26 protein-coding genes are annotated in these 25,124 nt (G+C 66.2%); 15 read left to right on the forward strand and 11 right to left on the reverse strand.

From position 1 onward, the window contains the following. Window positions 1-137: 137 nt before the first annotated feature. From fabG to AC3A6I_RS06435, 7 genes are all read left to right on the forward strand, one after another. Window positions 138-878 (forward strand): 3-oxoacyl-[acyl-carrier-protein] reductase, encoded by a 741-nt coding sequence (gene fabG, locus AC3A6I_RS06405; RefSeq protein WP_487542698.1) that lies wholly within the window; start codon window positions 138-140, stop codon window positions 876-878. Between the two features lie 336 nt (window positions 879-1,214). Next, a complete protein-coding gene (locus AC3A6I_RS06410) occupies window positions 1,215-1,451 on the forward strand; it encodes an acyl carrier protein (protein WP_055048542.1) in 237 nt (78 codons plus the stop codon). 33 nt (window positions 1,452-1,484) lie between these two features. Further along, window positions 1,485-2,747: a beta-ketoacyl-ACP synthase II gene (fabF, locus tag AC3A6I_RS06415; protein WP_487544992.1), complete on the forward strand. Its 1,263-nt coding sequence runs from the start codon at window positions 1,485-1,487 to the stop codon at window positions 2,745-2,747. A gap of 125 nt (window positions 2,748-2,872) precedes the next feature. After that, window positions 2,873-3,991 carry an endolytic transglycosylase MltG gene (gene mltG / locus AC3A6I_RS06420; protein ID WP_487542701.1) on the forward strand — a complete coding sequence of 373 codons (1,119 nt, stop codon included), beginning with the start codon at window positions 2,873-2,875 and terminating at the stop codon, window positions 3,989-3,991. Then, window positions 3,991-4,884, forward strand: a complete 894-nt coding sequence (locus tag AC3A6I_RS06425) for a YicC/YloC family endoribonuclease (RefSeq protein WP_487542702.1) — start codon at window positions 3,991-3,993, stop codon at window positions 4,882-4,884. The genes mltG and AC3A6I_RS06425 overlap by 1 nt, the downstream gene beginning before the upstream one ends. A 2-nt stretch (window positions 4,885-4,886) precedes the next feature. Beyond that, the gene (gmk, locus tag AC3A6I_RS06430; RefSeq protein WP_487542704.1) at window positions 4,887-5,525 is read left to right on the forward strand and encodes a guanylate kinase; all 639 of its coding nucleotides are present in this window, start codon (window positions 4,887-4,889) and stop codon (window positions 5,523-5,525) included. 180 nt (window positions 5,526-5,705) lie between these two features. Next, entirely contained in the window at window positions 5,706-5,990 is a 285-nt protein-coding gene (locus AC3A6I_RS06435; RefSeq protein ID WP_487542706.1) for a hypothetical protein, read from the forward strand. A gap of 292 nt (window positions 5,991-6,282) precedes the next feature. Here the strand turns inward: AC3A6I_RS06435 and AC3A6I_RS06440 are convergent, their stop codons facing one another. Continuing rightward, a complete protein-coding gene (locus tag AC3A6I_RS06440) occupies window positions 6,283-6,540 on the reverse strand; it encodes a hypothetical protein (protein ID WP_487542708.1) in 258 nt (85 codons plus the stop codon). After that, complete coding sequence (gene rsmA / locus AC3A6I_RS06445) at window positions 6,537-7,370, reverse strand: 16S rRNA (adenine(1518)-N(6)/adenine(1519)-N(6))-dimethyltransferase RsmA (protein WP_487542709.1); 834 nt, start codon at window positions 7,368-7,370, stop codon at window positions 6,537-6,539. Before rsmA ends, AC3A6I_RS06440 begins: the two co-directional genes overlap by 4 nt. A gap of 119 nt (window positions 7,371-7,489) precedes the next feature. Here rsmA and copM point away from each other — a divergent pair, with 119 nt between their 5' ends. Next, window positions 7,490-7,918, forward strand: coding sequence for a CopM family metallochaperone (gene copM, locus AC3A6I_RS06450; RefSeq protein WP_487542711.1), 429 nt, complete (start codon window positions 7,490-7,492; stop codon window positions 7,916-7,918). Between the two features lie 213 nt (window positions 7,919-8,131). On the opposite strand, the gene pdxA is transcribed toward copM, so the two are convergent. The 5 genes from pdxA to AC3A6I_RS06475 all read right to left on the reverse strand — a co-directional run bounded on the left by pdxA (window position 8,132) and on the right by AC3A6I_RS06475 (window position 14,710). Further along, the gene (gene pdxA, locus AC3A6I_RS06455) at window positions 8,132-9,160 is read right to left on the reverse strand and encodes a 4-hydroxythreonine-4-phosphate dehydrogenase PdxA (protein WP_487542713.1); all 1,029 of its coding nucleotides are present in this window, start codon (window positions 9,158-9,160) and stop codon (window positions 8,132-8,134) included. A 117-nt stretch (window positions 9,161-9,277) separates the two neighbouring features. After that, on the reverse strand, window positions 9,278-10,153 hold the full coding sequence (locus AC3A6I_RS06460) for a peptidylprolyl isomerase (RefSeq protein WP_487542715.1): 876 nt from the start codon (window positions 10,151-10,153) through the stop codon (window positions 9,278-9,280). A 92-nt stretch (window positions 10,154-10,245) separates the two neighbouring features. Beyond that, a complete protein-coding gene (locus AC3A6I_RS06465; protein WP_487542716.1) occupies window positions 10,246-12,540 on the reverse strand; it encodes an LPS-assembly protein LptD in 2,295 nt (764 codons plus the stop codon). A 29-nt stretch (window positions 12,541-12,569) separates the two neighbouring features. Beyond that, entirely contained in the window at window positions 12,570-13,628 is a 1,059-nt protein-coding gene (locus tag AC3A6I_RS06470; protein ID WP_487542718.1) for an LptF/LptG family permease, read from the reverse strand. Next, the gene (locus AC3A6I_RS06475) at window positions 13,625-14,710 is read right to left on the reverse strand and encodes an LptF/LptG family permease (RefSeq protein ID WP_487542720.1); all 1,086 of its coding nucleotides are present in this window, start codon (window positions 14,708-14,710) and stop codon (window positions 13,625-13,627) included. Before AC3A6I_RS06475 ends, AC3A6I_RS06470 begins: the two co-directional genes overlap by 4 nt. 227 nt (window positions 14,711-14,937) lie before the next feature. On the opposite strand from AC3A6I_RS06475, the gene AC3A6I_RS06480 reads away from it, so the two are divergent. Both AC3A6I_RS06480 and AC3A6I_RS06485 read left to right on the forward strand, forming a co-directional pair. Beyond that, on the forward strand, window positions 14,938-16,431 hold the full coding sequence (locus AC3A6I_RS06480) for a leucyl aminopeptidase (RefSeq protein ID WP_487542722.1): 1,494 nt from the start codon (window positions 14,938-14,940) through the stop codon (window positions 16,429-16,431). Beyond that, window positions 16,428-16,874, forward strand: a complete 447-nt coding sequence (locus AC3A6I_RS06485) for a DNA polymerase III subunit chi (protein WP_487542723.1) — start codon at window positions 16,428-16,430, stop codon at window positions 16,872-16,874. Before AC3A6I_RS06480 ends, AC3A6I_RS06485 begins: the two co-directional genes overlap by 4 nt. 188 nt (window positions 16,875-17,062) lie before the next feature. Here the strand turns inward: AC3A6I_RS06485 and AC3A6I_RS06490 are convergent, their stop codons facing one another. Both AC3A6I_RS06490 and AC3A6I_RS06495 read right to left on the reverse strand, forming a co-directional pair. Then, entirely contained in the window at window positions 17,063-17,491 is a 429-nt protein-coding gene (locus AC3A6I_RS06490; RefSeq protein ID WP_487542725.1) for a cupin domain-containing protein, read from the reverse strand. A gap of 2 nt (window positions 17,492-17,493) precedes the next feature. Beyond that, window positions 17,494-19,377, reverse strand: coding sequence for an ABC-F family ATP-binding cassette domain-containing protein (locus AC3A6I_RS06495; protein WP_487542727.1), 1,884 nt, complete (start codon window positions 19,375-19,377; stop codon window positions 17,494-17,496). Window positions 19,378-19,468: 91 nt separating this feature from the next. Between AC3A6I_RS06495 and AC3A6I_RS06500 the strand changes: the two genes are divergently transcribed. The 5 genes from AC3A6I_RS06500 to AC3A6I_RS06520 all read left to right on the forward strand — a co-directional run bounded on the left by AC3A6I_RS06500 (window position 19,469) and on the right by AC3A6I_RS06520 (window position 23,231). Continuing rightward, the gene (locus tag AC3A6I_RS06500) at window positions 19,469-19,867 is read left to right on the forward strand and encodes a hypothetical protein (protein WP_487542729.1); all 399 of its coding nucleotides are present in this window, start codon (window positions 19,469-19,471) and stop codon (window positions 19,865-19,867) included. Between the two features lie 216 nt (window positions 19,868-20,083). Further along, the gene (gene ndk, locus AC3A6I_RS06505) at window positions 20,084-20,506 is read left to right on the forward strand and encodes a nucleoside-diphosphate kinase (protein WP_487542731.1); all 423 of its coding nucleotides are present in this window, start codon (window positions 20,084-20,086) and stop codon (window positions 20,504-20,506) included. A gap of 194 nt (window positions 20,507-20,700) precedes the next feature. Then, window positions 20,701-22,722: a DEAD/DEAH box helicase gene (locus tag AC3A6I_RS06510; protein ID WP_487544993.1), complete on the forward strand. Its 2,022-nt coding sequence runs from the start codon at window positions 20,701-20,703 to the stop codon at window positions 22,720-22,722. A gap of 52 nt (window positions 22,723-22,774) precedes the next feature. Further along, the gene (locus tag AC3A6I_RS06515; RefSeq protein ID WP_487542733.1) at window positions 22,775-23,041 is read left to right on the forward strand and encodes a tautomerase family protein; all 267 of its coding nucleotides are present in this window, start codon (window positions 22,775-22,777) and stop codon (window positions 23,039-23,041) included. 4 nt (window positions 23,042-23,045) lie between these two features. Beyond that, window positions 23,046-23,231, forward strand: coding sequence for a tautomerase family protein (locus AC3A6I_RS06520; protein WP_487542735.1), 186 nt, complete (start codon window positions 23,046-23,048; stop codon window positions 23,229-23,231). A 13-nt stretch (window positions 23,232-23,244) separates the two neighbouring features. On the opposite strand, the gene AC3A6I_RS06525 is transcribed toward AC3A6I_RS06520, so the two are convergent. Next, window positions 23,245-24,105: a FecR family protein gene (locus AC3A6I_RS06525; RefSeq protein ID WP_487542737.1), complete on the reverse strand. Its 861-nt coding sequence runs from the start codon at window positions 24,103-24,105 to the stop codon at window positions 23,245-23,247. A gap of 216 nt (window positions 24,106-24,321) precedes the next feature. Continuing rightward, entirely contained in the window at window positions 24,322-25,113 is a 792-nt protein-coding gene (locus AC3A6I_RS06530) for a potassium channel family protein (protein ID WP_487542739.1), read from the reverse strand. Between the last annotated feature and the right edge of the window lie 11 nt (window positions 25,114-25,124).

Here is a 25,124-nt window from a genome sequence, read left to right on the forward strand (position 1 = left end):
TCCCCCGAGGGAGAGGTGACGAGGTGGCGAGATCGTGCCCCAGCACACCTCTCCCTCTGGGGGAGAGGTCGGTCCGAAGGACCGGGTGAGGGGGCCTTTCTTCGGAACTGAATCAGACTCTGCGAAGGAGCCGATAAATGTTTGATCTGACTGGCAAACGTGCCCTCGTCACTGGCGCTTCGGGCGGCATCGGGCGCGAGATCGCCAAGGCCCTCGCCGGGGCTGGCGCGCGCGTGGCGTTGAGCGGCACCCGCGTCGGTGCGCTCGAGGAGACCCGCGACGCGCTCGGTGGCGGCGATCATCCGATCATCCCGACCAACCTGTCGGACCTCGATGCGGTCGATAAGCTCGTGCCCTCGGCCGAGGCGGCTTTGGGCGGCATCGACATCCTCGTCAACAATGCCGGCGTCACCCGCGACAACCTGTTCATGCGCATGAAGGACGAGGAGTGGGACGAGGTGCTGGCGGTGAACCTCACTTCCGCCTTCCATCTCACCCGCGCCGTGCTGCGCGGCATGATGAAGCAGCGCTTCGGCCGTATCATCGGGATCACTTCGGTGGTGGGCGTGGTCGGCAATCCGGGGCAGGGCAATTATGCGGCGTCCAAGGCCGGCTTGATCGGCATGGGCAAGGCGCTCGCCTACGAAGTCGCCTCGCGCGGCATCACGGTGAACACGGTGGCGCCCGGCTTTATCGGCTCGGCCATGACCGACGAACTGAACGAAAAGCAGCGTGAAAGCATTCTGACGAAGGTTCCGGCCGGACGGCTGGGTGCTGCCGACGAGGTTGCCGCGGCGGTCGTGTTCCTTGCTTCAAACGAGGCGGGCTACATCACCGGCCATACGCTGAACGTCAACGGCGGCATGGTGATGCTGTAAGGCAGGCAACTTGCAGCAAGCGCCTCCCTCCCCCTTGCGGGGAGGGAACGAGGGTGGGGGTGGTCCTGTGATCACCGATGGACCCCCACCCCCTCCCCGCAAGGGGGGGAGGGGAGGAAGGCCGCAAAGGCTGGGGAAACCGGCAGGTGCGGAATATGGCAATGGCGGGGGAAGTATGTTACCTCCGCCGCTGATTTCAGGCTTGGAGCGGTGCTTGCGAGAGCATCAAGTCCTCGCCTACAGTCGGCCGCAACGTGCGGCAGGCCGAACAGAACCCGACCCGGGGCCTGGCGGCGGCAAAGATACGAACCAGTTGGGTAACAAGGGAAGTCAAGTATGAGCGATATCGCTGATCGGGTCCGCAAGATCGTTGTGGAGCATCTCAATGTCGATGCGGAGAAAGTCGTCGACAAGGCGAGCTTCATCGATGATCTGGGCGCCGACTCGCTCGATCAGGTCGAGCTGGTCATGGCTTTCGAAGAAGAGTTCAACGTCGAAATCCCGGACGACGCCGCGGAATCGATCCAGACCTTCGGCGACGCCGTCGCCTATCTGACCAAGGCCGTCGGCTGATCGCCGACCGCTGAACGGCTTTCTTCGATGGAATTGCGCCGCGTCGTCGTCACCGGGATGGGGATCGTCAGCCCTTTGGGCTGCGGGATCGAAGCCACCTGGTCCAACATCCTTGCCGGCAAGAGCGGCGTCAGAAAGATCGACGACTTCCAGGTCGACGATCTCGCTGCGCAGGTCGCCGGCCGCATCCCGCTGGGCGACCACGCGGACGGCAAGTTCAATCCGGACGAATGGATGGACGTGAAGGAGCAACGCAAGGTTGACCCCTTCATCGTCTTCGCCATGGCGGCGGCCAGCCAGGCCATCGCCGACGCCGGCGTCGAACCGAAAACCGAAGAAGAAAAATGCCGTATCGGCACGCTGATCGGCTCGGGCATCGGCGGCATCGGCGGCATCTACGATGCCTCGGTGACGCTGCACGAGCGTGGGCCGCGCCGCATCAGCCCATTCTTCATCCCGGGCCGCATCATCAACATGGCCTCGGGCAATGTTTCGATCCGCTTCGGATTGAAGGGCCCGAACCATTCGGTGGTGACCGCCTGCTCGACCGGTGCGCATGCCATCGGCGATGCCGCGCGCCTGATCGCGCTCGGCGATGCCGACGTGATGGTGGCCGGCGGCGCGGAATCGCCGGTCAACCGGCTGTCCATTGCCGGCTTTGCCGCCTGCCGGGCGCTATCGACCGGCTTCAACGACCAGCCCGAAAAGGCCTCGCGCCCCTACGATAGGGATCGCGACGGCTTCGTGATGGGTGAGGGCGCCGGCATCGTGGTGCTCGAGGACTACGAGCGGGCCAAGGCCCGCGGCGCCAAGATCTATGGCGAAGTGATCGGCTATGGCCTGTCGGGCGATGCCTATCACATCACTGCGCCGGCCGAGGATGGCGATGGCGGTTTCCGGGCCATGCAGGCAGCGGTGAAGCGCGCCGGGATCGATCCGGGCGACATCGACTATATCAACGCCCACGGCACCTCGACGCCGCTCGGCGACGAGATCGAGCTCGGCGCGGTGACGCGCATGCTCGGCAACGCAGCCGGCAAGGCGGCGATGAGCTCGACCAAGTCGGCCATCGGGCACCTGCTCGGCGCCGCCGGTTCGGTGGAGGCGATCTTCTGCCTGCTCGCCATGCGCGACGGCATGCTGCCGCCGACCATCAACCTCGACAATCCCTCGGTCGAATCGCCGATCGACCTCGTGCCGCACACGGCCAAAAAGAAGGAGGTCAACATCGCGTTGTCCAATTCCTTCGGCTTTGGCGGCACCAACGCCTCGCTGATTTTCCGCAAGGCAAGCTGACGTCCCGGCGCGTTTCCGTTCCGGGGACGCGACAAACTGTGACCTGACGGCGCCTCAAGCGCCGGTTTTCGTACTGTTGTCAATATTTCCAGCGACTGGTGCCGTCGCATTGGGAGGTGCGACCGATGGCCGATGAGCGCAGACAGAAGCGGAGACGCCGCCGCAGTGGGTTGATCAGCGTGCTCAACGCCATGCTGACCCTGCTGGTGCTGGGCCTGTTGGCCGGCGTCGGGCTGTTCCTCTATGGCGCCAACGCCTTCTATGCCCCCGGCGCGGTGAAGGCCGACACCAATTTCACCGTCGAGCGCGGCGCCTCCGTTGGCACCACGGCGCAGCGCCTCGAGGACCAGGGGCTGATCCCCAGCAGCAGCGTCGTACCGAGCGGGCTGATCTTCCGCGCCGGCGCGTTCGGGCTGAAGAAGCAGGCCGACCTCAAGGCCGGCGTCTACCTGCTCAAGGCCAACTACTCGATGGCCGACATCCTGCGCGAGATCACCGAGGGCGATCCGCTGGATTTCTACGTGCAGGTCATCCCCGGCAACACCTCGTTCCAGGTGGCCGAGCGGCTCAATGCCGACAACCCGAACCTGACGGGCGAGCCAGTCACTATCCCGCCCGAGGGCTCGCTGCTCGCCATCCGCTACGATTTCAGCCCCGGCGACTCGCGGCAGTCCGTGCTCGACAAGATGCAGGCCGAGATGAAGGCCAAGCTGGCCGAGATCTGGGCGGGGCGCGACCAGGCGATCGACAGCGTCATCAAAACGCCCGAGGAAATGGTGACGCTGGCCTCGATCGTCGAGAAGGAAACCGGGCTCGAGACCGAGCGCCCGGAAGTGGCGGCGGTGTTCATCAACCGCCTGAAGTCGGGCATGCGGCTGCAGACCGATCCGACCGTGCTCTACGGGGTCACCGAGGGCAAGGCCGTGCTGAATCGCGGCCCCACCGCCTCGGAGTTGCGGGCGCAAAATCCTTACAACACCTACCAGATCGACGGTTTGCCGCCCGGCCCCATCGCCAACCCGGGCGAGGCTGCCTTGCGCGCCGTGGCCCGTCCGGCTGCGACCAAGTCGCTGTATTTCGTGGCCAAGAGCGCCGATCCGGCCGATGGACATCTGTTCGCCGACAACTATGACGACCACCGCAAGAATGTGAGCCTCTACCGTAAGGCCGCGGCCGAGGCCGGTGCCGAGGCAGCGCGCGAGGCGCTGGAAGCTGAGGAAGCCGGCGAGGCGGCTACCCCCTGATGGCTACGCCACTTGCCAGCATGACCGGCTACGCCCGCGCCGCCGGCGCGACGCCGGGTATCGCCTTCAGCATCGAGCTGAAATCGGTCAACGGTCGTGGCCTCGACATGCGCATGCGGCTGGCGCCCGGCTTCGACATGCTGGAGGGCGAAATCCGGCGCGTGGTCGGCAAGTCGATCACCCGCGGCTCGCTGACCGTGAGCCTGTCCGTCGATCGGGAAGGCGAGGGCGGCCGGGTGGTGGTGAACCACCAGGCGCTCGAGGCTATTCTCGACGGCTTCAAATGGCTGCAAACCCGCGTCGATGCGCGCCCGCCCTCGCTCGGCGGCATCCTGGCCCTGCGCGGCGTGCTGGAACAGCATGAGACCGCGCTGAGCGCCGAGGAAGAGGAAGCGCTGACGGCTGCCATCCTCGCGACCGTCGAGCAGGCGGTGGCCGGGCTCGTCGCCGCGCGGCGGGAGGAAGGCGCGCGCATCGCCGCCATCCTCAACGACCGGATCGACGAGATCGCGGCGCTGACCAAGGCCGCCGAGCTGCATCCTGGCCGCGGCCGCGATGCTATCCTCGCCAAACTCCGCCAGCAGATCGCCGAACTCGGCGAGGCCAGCCCCGCGCTGTCCGACGAGCGGCTGGCGCAGGAAGCCATGCTGCTCGCCACCAAGGCCGATATCCGCGAGGAGCTCGATCGGCTCTCCGCGCATGTCGCGGCGGCGCGCGCGCTCATCGCCGGCGGCGGTCCGGTGGGGCGCAAGCTCGATTTCCTGTCACAGGAATTTAACCGCGAAGCCAATACGCTGTGCAGCAAGTCCAACGACGTGGCATTGACCGCTATCGGCCTGGATCTGAAGGCTGTGATCGACCAGCTGCGTGAACAGGTTCAGAACGTAGAATAGCCATGGAATTCCAGCGTCGCGGCGTGATGCTCGTCCTCGCCTCGCCATCGGGCGCAGGCAAATCCTCGATCTCGCGCGCCCTGTTCGAGGATGACCCGAGCATCGCGCTCTCGGTGTCGGTGACCACGCGGGCACGCCGCACCGACGAGATTGACGGCAAGCACTACCACTTCATCGACGTGCCGACCTTCAAGCGCATGCAGCAGGACGGCGAACTGCTCGAGAGCGCCGAGGTGCACGGCAATTTCTACGGCACCCCACGGGCCCGGGTGGAAGAGCGCCTCTCCGCCGGCCGCGATATCCTGTTCGACATCGATTACCAGGGCACGCTGCAGCTCTTGAAGCACGCGCGGCCCGACATGGTGACCATCTTCATCCTGCCGCCCTCGATCAAGGAACTGCGCAAGCGCCTCGAGCGGCGGGCCCAGGACAGCGAGGGCACCATCGACAAGCGCCTGCGCAATGCCCGGCTCGAGATGGAGCATTACGGCGAGTACGACTATGTGCTCGTCAACGAAGACCTCGAGGATTCCACCTCGCGCGTGCGCACCATTCTTGCCGCCGCACGCCTCGCGCGTACGCGTTTCCTGCAATTGGATAAATTCGTCAAAGACTTGCAGGATCAGATCGACTCTCTTTAGGAGAGCTGAGGTCCGGTTTTTTGGACCAGCGGGGCGTCATCTGGGCGCCACGCCGTTAAGCTAGTACTTTAACTGTGGAACAAGGCATGTGTGGATAAACCCCACCGGCCTGTGGATGTTCGCCGCGACCGGCTGGCGCTTTGGCATCCGCAGGCGAGACCTTGGTCTTGGGGGGCGACCATGCCGTTCGAAGTGAAGGCGTGCAGTATTGACGAGATGCAGCGGCACCCCACTTTCGCCGACCGTACCCAGGCCAAGGTGAAGGTGGTGCTGCGCGAAACCCGCGCCCGCGAAGCCTTCGATCACAACCTCACCCTGCGCGTGTGGGCCAATACCAACGAGCGCATGTCGGCAAGCGACGTGCAGATGGCCCTGCTGAGCCGCGCCGCGACGATCCTGAAGCGCACGATGTCGACTGCGGAGATCGAGGTCGGCGATGATGGGCTGGTCAGCCGCCCGGGTTGAGCGGCGGGCACCCGTTTGTATTGATTGCGCACCGAGTCATTCCGCGAAAGCGGGGTCTCTGTTGGTTGGCCGGCGCGTGTGGCCACCCCCACCCACCCGCTACACGGGTCCCCCCTCCCCACAAGGGGGAGGGATGTCGTACCCCAACCCAGCAACGGCGTACCCTTGTTCCGATGTAGGTCGACTGTGGCGATAGCCGAGCCACAACCACCGATTTCCCTCCCCTTGATGGGGAGGGGGGACCCGCGGAGCGGGTGGGTGGGGTGGGGCAGCAAGCGCCGAACTGGGGGTGCTACCGCCTTGCCGTCAGCATCACGAATTTCGCGATCACCCCGGCCGCGAACCCGAACAGCGCCAGGCCGAACAGGAATGGGCCGAGGGCCTGCGTGACCCCGGCCGGGTTGGCGAGATCCAGGTTCACCCACACGAAGAACGCCGCCCCCAGTCCTGCGACAATCCCCAGTGTACGCCAGCGCTGGGCGAACAGCGGAATCATCACCGGGACGATGAAGCTGAGGAAGGCGCCGGTCAGCGCGAGAACGCCGCTCATGCGCGCAGCGCCTTGGCGAGCTTGAGGAAGGTCGCGACATCCAGCACTTCGGCGCGCTCGTCGCCCTTGAGTTCGGCGGCGGCGAGCAGCGGCTCGACCGGCACGCCGAGCGACTTGAGGCTCTGCCGCACCATCTTGCGGCGTTGTCCGAAGGCCGCGCGGGTGACCTGCTCGAGATCGCGCACCGGCACGCCATCGGAGGTTGCCTTTGGCTTGAGGTGTACCACGCTGGAGGTGACCTTGGGCGGCGGAGTGAAGGCCTCGCGGCCGACATTGAAGGCGATCCGCGCGTCGGTGCGCCAGCCACACAGCACACCGAGCCGGCCATAGGCGTCGGCGCCGGGCCCGGCGACGATCCGCTCGGCCACCTCGCGCTGGAACATCAGCGTCAGGCTGTCGAAAAATGGTGGCCACGGATCGACGGTGAGCCAGCGGGTCAGCAACTCGGTGCCGATATTGTAGGGCAGGTTGGAGACGAGCCTGGTCGGCCCGTCGGCGAGTGCCGCATAGTCGATCTCCAGCGCATCGCCCGAGATGACCTCCAGCCGACCGGGATAGGCGGCGGCGATGTCCGCCAGCGCGGGCAGGGCGCGCTCGTCGCGCTCGATGGCGATGACCTTCTTCGCACCTTCGGCCAGCAGCGCGCGGGTGAGCCCGCCCGGTCCGGGGCCGACCTCGATGACCGTAGCGTCGGTGAGCGGGCCGGCGGTGCGGGCGATCCGGGCGGTGAGGTTGAGGTCGAGCAGGAAATTCTGCCCGAGCTCCTTCTTCGCCCTCAGCCCGTGGGCCGCGATCACCTCGCGCAGCGGCGGTAGATTGTCGATCTGCATGCGGCGGGAATAGCGGATTTGGCGAAGTTCGCAAATGCCGCTTGACCTTACAATCATGGGAAGGTGCACGAAACTCTTACCGGCCCGACACGTTGGCCGACAAGCGATAGGAGAGTTTGATGCTGAAACCCCTGATATTGGTTGCCTTCGCCGCGCTCGCCGCCCCGGCTTTCGCACAGGAGCACGCAGGTCATGGCGCCACGCCCGCTGCCGATACTGCGACCGATCTGCCGGCCATCTGCCTCGCCAATGCTGGCGAGATGGCGCCGGCGGCCGGTCACGCCATGGGCGGCTCCGCGGCGCACCAGGATCTGATGGACGGCATGGACAAGATGAACGCCGACATGATGGCCGGCGGCACCGCCACCGACATCGACGTCGCCTTCGTCTGCTCGATGATCCCGCACCACCGCGGCGCCATCGACATGGCGCAGGCCGAGCTGGCGCATGGCGATGATCCATGGGCCAGGGAAATGGCCACGGCGATAATCGCGGCGCAGGAGAAGGAGATCGCGGATATGCTGAAGTGGCTGGAGGGGCAGAAGTAAGGGGGGCCGAAACAACCCCCTCTCTTGCGAAAACTAAGAACTTAGCTCCGCTAAGCCCAAGTTTTCGCTTTCTCCCCCGCCAAGGGGGAGAAGCCCTCCATCCGCATCAGTTCTTACATCGACGCACCCTCTCCCCCTTGGCGGGGGAGACGCGAGACTTACGAGCGTCAGCGAGTTAGTCGCAGCAGAGAGGGGGGCGCGGCGCGCGCCGATCTACTTCCCCGCCACCACGCGCAGCCCCATGCCGCCCGTCAGCCGATCCGCCACGCGGAACGCGGCGAGCATGCTCGCGTCCGATCCCTTGCCCGTCCCGGCGAGGTCGAAGGCGGTGCCGTGGTCGGGGGAGGTGCGTACGATGGGCAGGCCCAGCGTGATGTTCACCGCTTCGTCGAAGGCCACGGCCTTGATCGGGATCAGCGCCTGGTCGTGATACATCGCGATCACCGCGTCGTAGCGGCGCCAGTGCGGCAGGTAGAACAGCGTGTCGGCCGGCATCGGGCCCTCGGCGAGGATGTCCTCGTGCTGCAGTTGCACCACGGCCGGGCCGACGACGTCGAAATCCTCGGTGCCGATCTTGCCGCCTTCGCCCGCATGCGGGTTGAGCCCGGCAACACCGATGCGCGGCTCGGCGATGCCGAAGCGGGTGCGCAGGTCATGCGCCACGATCCGGCCGGTCGAGATCAGCAGCTCCTGCGTCACGAGGCCGGGCACGTCGCGGATGGGCACATGGATGGTCGCGGGCACCACGCGCAGCTCGTCATGGGCGAGCATCATTACCGGCATGGGCGGGTTGCCGTCGCGATCGGTTAGCGCGGCGAGATATTCGGTGTGGCCGGGATATTTGAAGCCGGCGGTGTAGAGCACGGCCTTGTGGATGGGCGCGGTCACGACGCCGCGGCAGGTGCCGATCATGGTCGCATCGACGGCCTGGCGGATCGACTCGATCACCACCTTGCCCGACAGCGCCGTGGGTTCGCCCGGCTTGTCGGGGACGAGGCCCTCCACATGTACGACCGGCAGCGCGCCCTCGATGTGTGGGGAGCCGTTCGGCGCGATCTCGGCCAGCGCCACCGGCAGCCCGAGGCGCGCCGCCCTGGCGCGCAGGAAATCGATATGGCCGAACAGGATGAAGGGCGGAAGCCGCAGCTCCTCGCGCCGTGCGAACAGCCTCAGGACGAGGTCGGGACCGATTCCGGCTGGCTCGCCCATGCTGACGGCGAGCGGAAGCATATTGTCGGCCATGTTGTCCTCACGTCGCCGCTACCCGGCCGGACGGCCGACGGGGCAATACTTGCCACACCGCCGTAAAGGCAATGGGCGACGACTTCGTCCATTGCCGGCTGCAGCCGTAAGGCGCCGTTAGCTATAGACGACCTGCGCCTTCTTGCGCAGCTCTTCCATGTACTTCTCGCCCTCGGCCTTCATGGCCTCGGTGCCCTGCTGGGACCGCAGCTTGTTCTTGAGGAAGGTGGTATCGCGCGCTGCGGTCTTGGAGCAGATGGCAAGCATGGAGACCCCGCCCTCGGTGACGCGCGGCTTGGTGATGCCGCCCACGTTCAGGCCGGCCAGCTCCTTGGCCAGCGCTTCGGGGAGCTGGGTAGCGTGGCGGCGGCCCATGTCGCGCACGGCGGCATCGGTGTAGCCGAGCGACAGCTGCACGGCGCTGTCGCAGCCCTGGAACGACGAGCGATACTTGTTGGCCTGCCCGGTGCGCGCCGAGGCATTGCCGGTGGTGGAAATGAACAGCACTTCCTTGAGGATGTAGTCATAGCTCTGGTCTTGGCCGAGCTGGGCCGAGGCTTCCTGGTCGAGCTGCAGGTCGGACACCTGCACGCGCGGCTGCACCACCATGGCGGCGATACGCTGCCAGGCGAGGGCGGCGCGCAGGCGCTGCTTCATCGTCTCCTGGCTGATACCGCGCTGGCGTAGCAGGGCATCGAGCTTGTCCGGCGACAGCTTGACGTTGCGCGCCACCTGCGCGAAGGCGCCGTCCACGTCGGTATCGGAGATGGTGATGTTCAGCCGGCGGGCTTCCTGCAGCTGGATCTGCTCGTCGACCAGCTGCTGCGTCGCCTTCTGCGAATTGCCGCCGCCTTCGAGCGCCAGCAGCTTTACCCGCGAGGCAATCTCGGTGTCCGAGATGGGCACGCCGTTCACCAGCACTTTGGTGGCGGCAAGGGCCGGCATTGCGCTCAGGGAGAGGCCGATCAGCATCGCTGCGATAAGGCGGGGCATAGTGGTCACCATTCGTTTGTTGGTCCCGCCGAGGCGCCCGGCGGGCCTTTTCAATGTTCGAGGATTGCGGCCAAAATCGGTTGGATCCGCAGCTAGTAACCGATGCCGAACTCGGCGCCCGGTGCCTTGAGCAGGAACTTGACGCCGAAGGTAATGGAATCGGGCGTGGCATGGGTAGGGCCGTTGGCCTGCGCGAAGCCGCCGGCAAGGAAGTATCCGTCGTCGTAGAGCAGTTCGCCGCGGGCCTCGAGCCACTCGGAGGCGGCGAGGTCCCACGAGACGCTGGCATTGGCTTTGAAATAGTCGATCGGCAGTGGCGCGCTGGCGCGAACCGTCACCTCCTGCTGATCCTGCAGCACACCGGTGGCCGTGTCGGCCGGCAGGTAGATGTAGTCGGCGCCCAGCGAGTAGCCGTCGCCCATGTTGTAGCTGCCGCCTACGCCGGCACGCGCGAGGCGCATGGCCTCGGTGTCGATCTGCAGCTTGCTGCCCAGTGTCAGGCCGGCGAACGGCGAACCGCGCACGCCCAGCACCAGGTAGGAGGCATCCTCCTCCAGCCCGGAGCTCACGCCGACATTGGCCGCGTCGGGTTCGCCGAAGGCATTGACGCCGGCGAGCTGGAAGCTCTGGCCGCCGACGATCTCGAGCCACTGGCCGCCCGAGAAATTGGCGAGGTAGCGTGCCCCGACATTGGCGCGAAGGCCCGTCTCCTGCCGGTCGGTGCCGGTGAAGCGGTCATAGGCGAAGATGTTGGTGTCATCGAGCACGAAGCTGTGCGCGTTGTCGTTGGTGATACCCACGGCGGTGGTATCGCTGCCGCGATAGACCAGCTGCGCCACCGGCTCGAGCAAATGCGAGTCGGGCCCGTTGCTGGCGATCAACGGCCAGCGCACGTCGATGGCGGCGATTGGCGTCGCCTCGAACAGCAACTGGTCGTCCGGCTCGGGCAGGCCGATGCCGAGATCAGCTCCGTCGCCCTGGTTGTAGTCGGTGATGTCGGCCCGCAGGCCCAGATAGGGGGTCGCGACAATGCCGCCACCGGTGATGAACGGCTTCTGCCAGCTCACCTCCGCGCTCGCATGCGTCTTGGTGCCTTCGTAGCCGAAGACATAGGGCTTGCCGCCGTAGGCAAAGGCATCCTTCATGTCGCGGTGCACGCCGAGCAGGCTGCCGGTAGCACGGACCTGACCCCATTCGCCGAGATCGAAATAGCCGGCGCCACGGGCATTGGGCAGCGTCGCCGCCTGCTGGTTCTGTGCGTCTTCGGCGCTCTGATCGGTCACGAACTGCCCGAGCTTGAGGAACTGCTGCAGCCGGATGTCGGCGTAAAAGTCCTCGCTCAGGTGCGTGGCATAGACCTCGTTCACCTTCCAGTCGGCGGTGTCGAAGCCATAGTCCTCGAAATAGGCGGCGTCGGTGAAGGCGCTGTAGGACCAGCCGACGGTCCAGTTCTCGATCGGGCGGAACTCGCCCGAACTCTGGATAGCGCCGCGCCACTCGCGATTGCCTACGGTCTGGAACGCACCGGGATCGAGCTGATAGATGCCCGAGGCCTTGATGGTGATCGAGCCGTAGTCGAAGCGCTGCTGGTACTCGGCCGCCATCAGGAAGCCCTGCTGGCTCATGATCGACGGCGACAGCAGGATGTCGATATCCTCGCCGACCGGAATGAAATAGGGCACGTTGAGCCGGCCGCCATACTTCTCGTCATAGTCGGCGCTCGGCAGCCGGAAGCCGGCCTGCCGGCCCGAGGTCGGATCGGGCACCGACAGCCAGGGCAGCCAGGCGACCGGGATGCCCAGCACTTCCAGCGACGGCTGCTCGAAGATGACCGTCTTGGTCTCGGCGTCGTGGATCATGCGGGCGGCCCGGACGCGCCAGCCGATGCGCCGGCCCTTCTCGTCGATACACAGCCCGCACGGCGAGTAGCTCGCGTCATTGAGCACGGTCTGCAGCGCGCGCGAATAATTGCCGTCGCGTGCGGTAACCTGGGCGCCGTCGGTAGTGGTGACCGTCATCGACCGGATGAAGGCTTCCTTCATGCCGCCGGTCACGTCCATGCGCTCGGACTTGATGACGTTGCCGTCGGGGTCGGTCAGCTCGGCATTGCCGATGCAGGCGAGGTCGCCCGTCGCCTGCTCGTAGCGCAGGTCGTCGCAGACGATGATGTAGCCGCCGTAATGCATGGTGGCGCGGCCCTGCGCGCTGATCACGTCGGCGGTGCCGTCGTAAACGAGCGTGTTGGCCTCGACCTCGGCCGGCGAGCCGGGCTCGGGAATGCTCTCGAAAAATCCGGGCGGCAGGAACTGGGCGGTGGCGGGCAGGGGCGATAGCGCCGTGACGGCCACGGCAAGGCCGAGCGCTGCGCCGAACGGGCGCAGCCGCATCTTCCCCCCGCGGTCGCGGCGCATCAAGCTCACGTCCGTCCATCTTCCCTGTTGAGCAGCACCGTCACTCCAATGACGATGGCAACTGCTGCTGGCCCCGCAACCGCTATGGCGGGATGCACGATACCGGCGCCCCCGGCACGTCCCGCCAGCTCGGTCACGACATAAACCAAGCTGCCAAGGACGATACCATAAAGCACCGCCCCACCATATTTATTGGTCCTTCGATAACCGGCCGTAAATGCGAAGGCAATGACGAGCGAGCCACACAGGGTGAGCGGCAGCCCGACAAGCCTGAGGAAGCGCATCTCGACCTCGGCCTTCTCGCGCGGATCGGTCAGCCGCGAGGCCAGCGAGGCCGCCAGTTCCCACACTGTCATGTCCGGGACCGAGGCGAATCTCGCCCGCATATCGGCCACGGTCTGCGTGGTGGGCAGGCGGAAATCGGTGAGTGGCTCGGCGAGGCCATTGGAGCGGAAGCGCGTCGCCTGCGGCATGACCCAGCTGCCATTCTGCAGCGTTGCGTCCGGCGCCTCGATGCGGTCGCGCGGGCTATCCATCATGAACACGGTGACTTCCGAAAGCGCGTCGCCGGCCGGGCTGCCATAGCCCGCCTCGAGCATGTAGCGGGTTTCAGCCCGCCGCTCGTCGAGCCACAGCCGCTCGCTCTGCCCGCTGCTGCCACTCGCAAGCGGCGAGATCGAACGGTTCAGGATGACGATGCCGGAATCGAGGACGAGCGAGACCACGAGGCCGCTGAGCAACGTCACGGCTACCGGCGCCTGCATGAGTCGCCATACCGAGACGCCGGAGGCCTTGATCACGGTCATCTCCCGCGACGCCTGCAGGCTCAGCAGGCCCGCGACCGTGCCGACCAGGGTCGTGAGCGGCAGCGTATCCACCACCCACCGTGCCGCGGCCCCGACGATACCGGCAAAGGCCAACGGGATGCCGCCCACTTCGCTCAGCATCTCGAAGCGGTCGGTATTCATGGATTCGACCAGCAGCAGGATGGCGAACAGCACCAGCAGCGTCAGCGCTACGCTGCCCAACAGCCGCCGGACGATGACCCAGTCGATCAGGTTCATGCCGCGCCTCTCGCATGCCGCAGCTGGGCGAAGGGCTTCAGTCGCCAGGCGAGGACCACAAGCGAGATGACGCTGAGGATAACGACGCCCGAGAGCTGCTTTGAGCCGGCCTCGAGCGGCAGATAGCTCGACAGCACGCGCTCGAGCGCTACCACGCCGAGGATCGTGACCTCGACCGGCAATAGCGGCTCGCGTCGCCGGCCGGACGGGAAGGCGCTGATGGCGGCAACGAACAGGCACAGCGCCAGCACGCGCAGGCCATCGGCCGTGCGTTCGGCAAGTTCGCGCACCGTGTCGCTCGACCAGTCGCCGTCGGCCAGTGCCGCGGAGATGAGGCTCCACGTGCTGCGCGCGCCGCGCCCGCCATCGCTGGCATCGCCGGTCAGCCGGTCGAGCGCGATATCGTAGCGGTTGAACGAGATTTCGGAGAATTGCCCATCGAGCGTGCGGTACTGGATGGTGCCGTTCTCGAGCTGCAGGACATAACCCTCGTCGTCGCGGGTGATCACCGCGGAGTCGGCGATATAGGTGCGGCGGGTCCGTTCGTCGCGCCGGTCGTCGGCAAAGAACGAGGTGATCTCGCCATTGGGGCCGCGCCCGCCCACCGTGACGGTAACGCCGCGGGTCAGCACGGCGAAGCGGTTAGGCACCAGCGAGCTGCCGACGAGATCGGCCGCCGCCTGTGCGTCGATAGCGCGGTTGGCGCCCTTCGAGGCCGGCGTGATCACATGCGACATGGCGAACACCGCCAGCATGCCGACCAGCGCATAGGTGAGAATGGCGCGGAACAGGGTCGGCATCTGCTGGCCGACATGGATGATGTGCAGCTCGCGCGACGCCTGCAGCGCCCGGAGCGCGCGGGCGAGGCCGATAGCGAGGCAGAGATAGAGAAAGGCGATGGCGAGCGTGGGCAGCGCCAGCACGGTCTGCCACAGCACGATGAGGAAGCCCCGGTCGCGCACTGTGGCGGCATCGACGATTCTGAGCGTCTGGGCGAGATAGATGATGGTGATCGCCACCCCGAACAGCGCGGCAGCCTCGGCAGCAAAAAGCCTGAGAAGATAACTGCCTAGTCGGGTCACTTGAATCAGTAAGTCCGTTGAGCGCCGCGCGGGTGGATGGCTCAAGGCACGATCCGGGCCGGACTGTGCCCCGCCATGGACGGGGCTGGCAAGGAAAACGGCTGCCCCCCGGTTCGGCGCCGGTCATGTGTTGCGGGTTTGACGCGACCGGCTTTCGGGCTATCAGTCGGGGCATTGCTTATCGGCCGGGCGCATCTCCCGTGCTTTCACCTGGGGTATTGTCGCCTATGCCGCATCGGATCGAGATCAACACCGCCACCCTGCCGCTGGCGGCGACCGGGACGCTGGTCATCTATGTCGCCGAGGACGCCGAGCCGGCTGGCGGCGCCGCCGCGGTGTGGCAGGCGACCGGCCTCGACTGGGCGCGCGTTGCGACCGCTGCCGGGTTCAAGGGCAAGCAGGGCCACGCCATCGACCTGGTCGCGCCGGCCGGCATCGAGGCCGAGCGGCTGCTCGTGCTCGGCGCCGGCAAGACCGGGCAGGGCACCAGCCTTTCGGCCTGGGCCGATCGCGGTGGTTCGCTCGCCAACAAGCTGACGGGGATCAAGGCGACGAAGGCCGATGTGCTGCTCGACGATGAAGCCGCAACCTCCGATCGCGTTGCCGAACTCGCAGCCGGACTGAAGCTGCGCCACTACCGCTTCGATCGCTACAAGGCGGCCAAGGCCGAGGACAACGGCACCGGCCTCACCGTGACGCTGCATGTCGGCAACCGCGCCGCCGTCGACAAGGCCATCGCCGACCGCGACGCCACCACCTCCGGCACGCTGCTGGCACGCGACCTGGTGCACCTGCCACCCAACGTGCTGGGCACGCTCGAATTCGTCGAGGAGGCCGAGAAGCTGGCCAAACTCGGCATCGAACTCGAAGTGCTCGACGAGAAGGCGATGCGAAAGCTCGGCATGAACTCGCTGCTGGCCGTGGCGCAGGGCTCCGAGCGCCCGCCGCGGCTGGTGATCATGCGCTGGAGCGGCGGCGGCAAGGATGACGCGCCGCTCGCCTTCATCGGCAAGGGCGTGGTGTTCGATTCGGGTGGCATTTCGATCAAGCCCGGCCTCGGCATGGAGGACATGAAGGGCGACATGGGTGGGGCGGCCGCCGTCACCGGCCTCATGCACGCGCTCGCCGCCCGCAAGGCCCGCGTGAACGCCATCGGCGTCATCGGGCTGGTCGAGAACATGCCCTCGGGCACCGCCATGCGGCCGGGCGATATCCTCACCGCCATGAGCGGCACCACCATCGAGATCGTCAACACCGACGCCGAGGGCCGGCTCGTTCTCGCCGACGCGCTCTGGTACACGCAGGACCGCTTCAAGCCGCGCTTCATGATCGATCTCGCGACCCTCACCGGCGCCATCGGCGTCGCGCTCGGCAACGACCATGCCGGGTTGTTTTCCAACGATGAGGATTTGGCCGCCAAGCTCATCGCCTCCGGCCTTGCGACCGGCGAAAAGCTCTGGCGCATGCCGCTCGGGCCGGCCTACGACAAGCAGATCGAGAGCCGCTTCGCCGACATCAAGAATTCCGGCGGCCGCCCGGCCGGCTCGATCACTGCCGCGATGTTCCTGAAGCGCTTCGTCAACGACGTGCCGTGGGCGCATCTCGATATCGCCAGCGTCGCGCTCGCCTCGCCGCAGAGCGAAACCAACCAGTCCTGGGCCTCGGGCTTCGGTGTCGCCGTGCTCGACCGGCTGGTGCGGGATCACTACGAGAGCAAATGAGCGAGATCCTGTTCTACCACCTCGAGAGCCAGCCGCTGGAACGGGTGATCCCGATCCTGCTCGAGAAATCGCTCGAGCGCGGCTGGAACGTGGTGGTGGAAACCGGCAGCGAGGAGCGGGCGGAACAGCTCGACCAGATGCTGTGGACCTATCGCGACGACAGCTTTTTGCCGCACGCCCGCGCCGGCGGCGACGCCGACCACCTGCAGCGCATTCTCATCACCACCCGCCCGCACAACCCCAATAACGCCGAGGTCCGCTTCTTCGTCGACCGCGCCGTGCCGCAATCGGGCGAGGGCTACACCCGCATCGTCTTCATGTTCTCAGGCCATGATCCGGACGCGGTGACCGAGGCGCGCGCGGCGTGGAAGGCGCTGCGGGATGGGAACGAGGTGACCTACTGGCAGCAGGAAGCTGGGGGGAAGTGGGTGAAGAAGGGGTAGCATGGTTGGGCCGGTGCTTGTGGCCGGCCCCACCCACCGGCTTCGCCGGTTCCCCCTCCCCACAAGGGGGAGGGAGGTCGTGCCCCATCCCCCCACCTCGGATTTCCCTCCCCTTGATGGGGAGGGTAGTGAAGCTTGGCAGCTTGCTGCCTAGCGAAACTGGGTGGGGTGGAGCCCACGCACCAGCGTCACCCCGGCATCCACCCCTCAGCAGCCTGTTCCCATTTCGAGAACTGGAAGCCCGGCGACACCGTGCAGCCCACCAGCGTCCAGTCGCCGAGGCACGTCGCCCGCTGCCAGGCATTGGCCGGCACCACGAATTGCGGCCGCTGGCCCGCCGCGAAGTCGTTGCCGAGCACGCGCTCGCTGACCTGCTTGCCGTCGCGCGAAATCGCCAGCGTCAGCGGCGCGCCCGCATACCAGTGCCACACCTCGGCGGCGTCGGTGACGCGGTGCCAGGTGCCGGACTGGCCGTTGGTCAGCATGTAGTAGATCAGCGTCGAGGTCGGCCGGCCCGCGACGACCCTGTCGGCAAAGGTCTGCCGATAAAAGCCGCCCTCGGGATGCGGCTCGAGCCCGAGCAGGCTCACGACTTCCGCTGCCGTCATGTTCGTCATCGTCAGGCTTTCTCGGCTTGCTCGAGTTCCTCGCTGAGGGTGAGCCACCGCTCCTCCGCGGTCGCGATTTCACCCTCGAAGCGGGCCTTGTCCTTGCCCAAGGCTATCACGCGCTCGGGCGCGCCATCATAGGTCTTTGGATCAGCCAGGAACGCTTCGACCCGCGCCAGCTCGGTGCGCAGCCGACCGAGCTTCTGCTCCACATCCTTGATCGACTTGCGCAGCGGCGCCACTTCGAGCCGCTTTGCCGCCGCCTCCTGCCGCGCCGCCTTGCGATCCTCGACCACCAACGGGCCGGCCTCTTTCTTGCTCGGCTTGCCGTTCGCGTTGGAGGTGAGCTGGCGCTGGTACGAGTCGAGATCGTCGTCGAATTCCTCGATCGTGCCGTTCTGCGCGATCCACAGCTTGTCCGCCGTGGCATCGATCAGGTGGCGGTCGTGGCTGATGATCAGCACCGCGCCGGTATAGTCGTTCAGCGCGGCGACCAGCGCATCACGGCTGTCGATATCGAGATGGTTGGTCGGCTCGTCGAGAATGAGCATGCCCGGCCCGCCGAAGGTGATGAGCCCCAGCAGCAGCCGCGCCCGCTCGCCACCCGAGAGGTTCTGCACCTTGGTGTCCATGCGCGAGGTGGTGAGCCCCATCTGCGCCACGCGCGAGCGCCGCTTTGCCTCGCTGTCATACGGCATCAGCGGCACGATATGCTCGAACGGGGTCTGCTCGGGCTTCAGATGGTCGAGCTGGTGCTGGGCGAAATAGGCGATCTCCAGCCCCTTGCCCTTGCGCATCTCGCCGCCCATCGGCTTCAACTCACCCGACAGGAGCTTCGCGAAGGTCGACTTGCCGTTGCCGTTGACGCCGATCAGCGCAATCCGGTCGTCCGGATCGATCCGGTTGGTGATGTGCCGCAGCACGACCTTGTCGCCATAGCCCACCGACACATTGTCGAAGCTGATCATCGGCGAGGCCGGGATCCGCTTGGGGTTGGGGAAGTCGAAGGGCAGGGAGGTCTCGTCGAACATCGCTGCCGGCGGCTTCAGCTTCTCGATCATCTTGACGCGGGCCTGCGCCTGCTTGGCCTTGGTCGCCTTGGCCTTGAAGCGATCGACGAATTTCTGCAGGTGCGCGATCTGGTCGAGCGTCTTCTCGCGGCTCTTGTTGTTGAGCTCCATCTGCATCCGGCGCGTTTCTTCGAACGTGTCGTAGGCGCCCTTGTAGAAGGTGAGCCTGCGGTGCTCGAGATGCGCGATCGAGGTCACGGCCTTGTTCAGGAGATCGCGGTCGTGGCTGATCATGAACACGGTGTACGGGTATGTCTGGAGGTACTTCTCCAGCCACAGCGTGCCTTCGAGATCGAGGTAGTTGGTCGGCTCGTCGAGCAGCAGCAGGTCGGGCTGCGAAAACAGCACCGCCGCGAGCGACACACGCATGCGCCAGCCGCCGGACAGCTCCGAGGTCGGCCCGAGCTGCCGGTCCTTCTCGAAGCCGAGGCCCTTGAGGATGGTCGAGGCGCGCGCTTCGGCCGTATGCGCGTCGATCTCGGCGAGCCGGGTGTGGATGTCGCCGATCCGGTGCGGATCGGTCGCCGTTTCGGCTTCGGCCAGCAGCGCGGTGCGCTCCTTGTCGGCCATCAGCACGACGTCGAGAACGGTGACCTCACTCGCCACCGCTTCCTGCGCCACCGCGCCGATGCGGGCCTTGCGGTTGACCTCGATGCTCCCCTGCTCGGGCGCGATATGGCCTTGGATCAAATGGAACAGCGTGGTCTTGCCCGTGCCGTTCTTGCCCACGAACCCCGTCTTGGACCCGTCGGGCAGCACCAGCGAGGCGTTTTCGAACAGGGGGCGGCCCTGGATGCGGTAGGAAAGGTCGTTGATGGTCAGCATTATCGTTGTTCCCCGCGCTGGGGCGGAAAACCTCAGTCTTGATCCGGTCGCTATTGTCGGTGCCAATAGAGCGAACGAGGAGACAAGTCCAATGTTGAGGCCGATCACCACCCTTGCCGTGCTCGCGGCGCTGACGTTCCCCGCCCTCGCCGACGAGCAACCACCCTTCACCGAGCTCAGCGCCTGCCGCCTCGATGCCGAGCGCATCGTGCTCAGCTACGCCTTCGACGGCGGCGCCTGTCAGGAAGTCACCGAGATCTCGACCGCCGAACCGCGCGGCACCATCGCGGCCGTGACCATCGCAACGCACAACACCTCCGAGATGTGCACCATGCAGGTCGTCACCATCGAAGGCAGTACCGTGCTCGACCTGAGCGAACCGGTCATCGACCTCGACGTCACCGCGCTCCGCCCGGACAACACGGTACAGGCCTACGGGCTGATCGAGGCGACCGAAGACGGTGAGTGCGCGGAGCCGGCAGCGCAGTAGCCCGCGCTACTCTTTCAGTCGTCATCCGCGGGCTTGACCCGCGGACCCATGGAACGCCGCACCGATGCATGGGTGCCCAGGTCAAGCCGGGCATGACGGTGGATCATTGCTGAGGCGGTTCAGCGGCAATCCGCCCAGCATCCCCGTCTTGCGCCCGTCACGCCTTACCGGTAGAAGGCCGCACCCAATTCAGACCCACTCCAAGGACCAGACAACATGGCCATCGAGCGCACTTTCTCCATCATCAAGCCCGATGCGGTTCGCCGCGACCTGATCGGCAAGATCGTCGACAAGTTCGAGACCGCCGGCCTCAAGGTCGTTGCGATGAAGAAGATCAAGATGACCCGCGCCCAGGCCGAGGGCTTCTACGCCGTCCACAAGGAGCGTCCCTTCTTCGGCGAGCTGGTCGAGTCGATGCTTTCGGGTCCGGTCGTCGTCCAGGTGCTGGAAGGCGAAGGTGCCATCCTCAAGAACCGTGAAGTGATGGGCGCCACCAACCCGGCCAATGCCGCCGAGGGCACCATCCGCAAGCTCTACGCCGTTTCGGTCGGCGAGAACTCGGTGCACGGCTCGGATGCTCCCGAGACCGCCAAGGAAGAGATCAAGTTCTTCTTCAACGACGACGAGATCGTCGGCTGATCGCCCTGCGATAGAGATACCGAGGGCCGCCTCCGGGCGGCCCTTTTGTTTTGCTAGCGTCAGGCGCACGGTGTCATCCCCGCGAAGGCGGGATCTCCGTTTCGATCGTGCCGCTGCAAGAAAACTGAGGTTTCCGCTTTCGCGGGAATGACCCGGTGGGTGTGGTACTCATCGCGAACAGCAAAGACGAAGCCGTGACCCTGCCCGAAACCATCCATCCGGCCCTTGCGACCGCCCTTGCCGAGCGCGGCTACGAGACGCTGACGCCCGTTCAGCTGAGCGTCCTCGCCCCCGAGGCGGATGGCCGCGACCTGCTGGTTTCGGCCCAGACCGGCTCGGGCAAGACCGTCGCCTTCGGCATGGCCATCGCCCCGACACTGCTCGGCGACGCGATGGCGTTCGACGCGCCGAGGACGCCCCTGGCGCTGCTGATCGCGCCGACGCGCGAGCTCGCCATGCAGGTACAGCGCGAGCTCGAGTGGCTTTACGCTGGCACCGGCGCGCGTATCGCGGCCGGCGTCGGCGGCATGGATATCCGCACCGAGCGGCGGGCGCTGGAGCGTGGCGCGCACATCGTCGTCGGCACGCCCGGGCGCCTGCGTGACCATATCAGCAAGGGTGCGCTCGATCTCGGCCAGCTCCGCGCCGTCGTCCTCGACGAAGCCGACGAGATGCTCGACCTGGGCTTCCGCGAAGACCTCGAGTTCATCATCGAGTCGACGCCCGACACCCGCCGTACGCTGCTGTTCTCGGCCACCGTGCCGCGCGCCATCGCCGATCTCGCCAAGACGTTCCAGCGCGACGCGCTGCGCATCGTCGCCACCAGCGCCGGCGAGCAGCATGCCGATATCGAGTACCAGCAGGTCGTCGTCCGCAACGACGAGAAGGAGCACGCAGTCATCAACATGCTGCTGCTCCACAGCGACTCCAACACCATCGTCTTCTGCCACACCCGTGAATCGGTGAAGCACCTGACGGCGCGGCTCGCCAATCGCGGCTTCCCGGTCGTGGCGCTGTCGGGCGAGCTGACCCAGGCCGAGCGCAGCAACGCGCTGCAGGCCATGCGCGATGGCCGCGCCCGTGTCTGCGTCGCCACCGACGTTGCGGCACGCGGCATCGACCTGCCCAATCTCGATCTCGTCATCCATGCCGATGTGCCGTCCAATCCCGAGACTCTGCTGCATCGCTCGGGCCGCACCGGCCGTGCCGGCCGCAAGGGCATCTGCGCGCTGATCGTGCCGATGCACCGCCGCAGCGCCGCTGCCCGCGTGCTGCGCGCCGCCAATCTCGAGGCCAGCAGCCGCGGAGCGCCTACGATTGCCGAGATCGATGCCCGAAACCGCGAGCAGATTCTCGCCGCCGCCGGCGAGAGCGTAGTGGCCGACGACGTCGACGCCGGCTTCGTTGCCGAGCTGCTTGAGCGCGTCACGCCCGAGCAGCTCGCCGCCGCCTATATCCGGCGCGAGCTTTCGGCCCGCCCGGCCGCCGAGGAAGTCTCCGAGCAGGCCATTTCGGCGTTCACCGAGAAGGCGCCGCGCCGCGACAAGCGCTTCGTCGACGACGATGGTGCCCCCAAGGGCAGGCCCGAGCCGATGACCAATGGGCGGTGGTTCACCCTGTCGATCGGCCGCACCCGCCGCGCCGATCCCAAATGGCTGCTGCCGCTGATCTGCAAGGCCGGCGACGTCACCAAGCGCGACATCGGCTCGATCAAGATATTCGACAACGAAACCCGCTTCGAGATCGCCGCCGACAAGGCCGACGCGTTTGCCGCCACCGTCGCCAGCAATGGCTCCAGCATCGAGAACGGCGCCGATATCCGGCCGTCTTCGGCGCCCGGTCCGCAGCGCCGGAACTTCAAGTCGCGCGACGACGGTCCGCCGCGCCAGTACAAGCCGCGCGGTGACGATGCGCCGCGTCGCGACTACAAGCCACGCGGCGAGGACAGCCCGCGCCCGCAGCGTGACGATGGTCCGCGCTACAAGGTCCGCTCCGACAAGGGCGCCAAGCTCGCGACCAAACCGGCGCGCGAGATCACTCCGCCCGTGGCCGAGGCCCAGCCGCAGCGCGAGCCGGCCCCGTTCAAGAAGGCCAAGCCCAATCCCAAGGACAAGGGCAAGCCGAAATACAAGAACCGGGTGAAGCACGATCCGCCGGCCGACGCCGGAACCGCTCCGCGCAAGAAGCCCAAGAAGAGCTACGACCCGCTCGATTGACGGCGGCCACCCGGCTGCCGCATCCTCCGCCCGATTCAAGGGGGAGGGGCTTATGCCTTACGTGCACGTGCAGATCACCAGGGACGGGGCGACGGCTGAGCAGAAGCGCGCCGTCATCAAGGGCATCACCGATGTGCTGGTGAAGGTGCTCAACAAGAACCCCGACGCGACCTTCGTCGTCATCGACGAGATCGACACCGACAACTGGGGCCACAAGGGCACCTCGGTCACCGAGCTGCGCAAGGCCGCCGCCGCCGAAACTGCCAAGCCCACCAAGGTCAAGGCCGCCAAGGCCGAAAAGCCCAAGAAGAAGGCCTGAGCCGGTGCCCGAAATCCTCGTTCACATCGTCGAAGGGCGCACCACCGAAGCCAAGAAGGCGTTGATGCGGGACATCACCGCCGCCGTGGTGAAGAACTTCAACGTGCCGGCCGAGCGCGTGGTCGTCCAGATCGTCGAGAGCAAGAAGGCCGACAAGGCACGCGGTGGCGTGCCTTTCGACGAGATGTAGGCCGGGCGCCGGATCATTCCGGGCAACCCGGCTCCTCAACCGGCACGGATGCTACATCCACTACCGCGAACGCGACACCCGGCATCGGCAGCCGCCGCAGGTCGAGCGCACCCACGTTGCAGCCCGGCTCGTCGGGCGCTTCCGGCCGATCTTCCCTGTCCTGGTTGCGGTTCGGGAAGTTCGTCTCAAAACCCTTGTTGAAGCATTCGCGGGCGCGCTCGAACCAGAATTCGCGGTTCAGCGGGCTCTGGTTCTGTGCATAGATGAAGCTCGACTTGAGGTCGTCGCGCAGGTCGCCCTCGGTGTCGGCGGCATTGCCCAGGATGGCGGCTTCATCGATGTCGATCGTGCCGATCTCGCAGGTATCGCTCAGCGTCACGCACTGGCCGGCATTGTCGCACAGGATGACTTCGCCGCGATAGACCATCACCCTGGTCTCCTCGCCGACATTGAAGTCGAACCAGGTGCCGCGTACCCCGATGGTGCCGGTCGGCGTGGTGATGATGTAGCGATCCTTGGCGGATTCGCCGGTGGCGAAGCGGAACGTGCCGGCAAGCGCGTTCACCGCGAACTTGCCGGGCGACTGGTCGTCGCGCAGCAGGTAGTCCTCGATCAGCAGCGTCGAATTGGGGCCGACCACCAGCTCGGTCTTGTCCGAGAACTTGATCTGCACGTTCCCGCGCGACCCGGTCTTGACCACGTCGCCGATGAAAATGTCGGCGCCCACGGTCAGCACGCGCGCCGCGCCGTCCTTGTCGGCCTGCGCCTGTGGGTCGACGCCCAATGCCGTACCGGTTGCCGCCAGGGCAGTATTTCCGCCCATCACCACCGCCATTGCCAGTATTACGGCCGCAACAGCCTGCCTATTGATCATGCTCCAACTCCCGATACCTCCGCAGCACCGGCGCTCCGTTGCGGGCATCCGGGCCGGGTACTGAAGCGCATGATCAGTTTTCTGTTGCTGTCCGCAAATCAATTGTAAACGAAAAGTTAATTTTGGCGACAGGCGGGCAGTCCGCGAGCAAAGTCTCGGACGCCTGCGGAATACACTTTTCGGACACTGACATTCGCGCGCATGACGCCGACGTCGTCAGTGTCCCTCGTCGGGAATATTCAACACATGCCCGCAGGCCTTGCAGTGCACCGCGTCCGTCTCGTGCCGGGCGAGCCCGCATTGGGGGCAGGGGAAATAGACCTTGTTGGGCCGGAACACCGCCTGCGCCAGCCGCACGAACAGGCTGATGCCGATGATCATCACCACGATCGAGATGAGCCTGCCACCCGTCCCGGGCAGCGTCACGTCGCCATAGCCGGTGGTCGTCACGGTGGTGACGGTGAAATAGAGCGCATCGACATAGCCATCGATGCCGTTCTCCTCGGAGCCGAACACGGTGAGGATGAAGCCCGAGACGAGGAACAGGAAGGTCACGATGTTGACCAGCGCCTCGCCCTGTTCGCGATAATGCGACAGTTTCAGTTTCTTGAGCGGCCGCCACAGCGCCCCGCTTTGCGACAGCGTCCACAACCTGAGGATGCGCAGGAAGCCGAGGTTCGCCAGCCAGGCCGGCAGCAGCAGCGTCACCAGCACCAGCACGTCCACCAGCGTGGTCGGCTGCCGCAGCCAGCGCCACGGATCCGTGGTGGCAAGGCCGCGGGCCACGATGTCGGCGATCAGCAGCGCCGCCACCGCGAGGTCGATCCAGATGAAGCTCGGCCGATCCTTGAGCAGGGGGGTGGCGATGAAGAAGGCGATGATCGCAAGATCGACCACCAGCACGGCGAACTGGAACCGCAGCGCCGGCGTGGAACTGCCGTGATAGAGCAGCCGCAGCGTCGATCGCAGGCGCTCGAACCGGGTGGGATTGTCGCTGTCGCTGGCCACGGGCACTCCTC

Source organism: Devosia sp. Soil_C_22, from assembly GCF_057657195.1.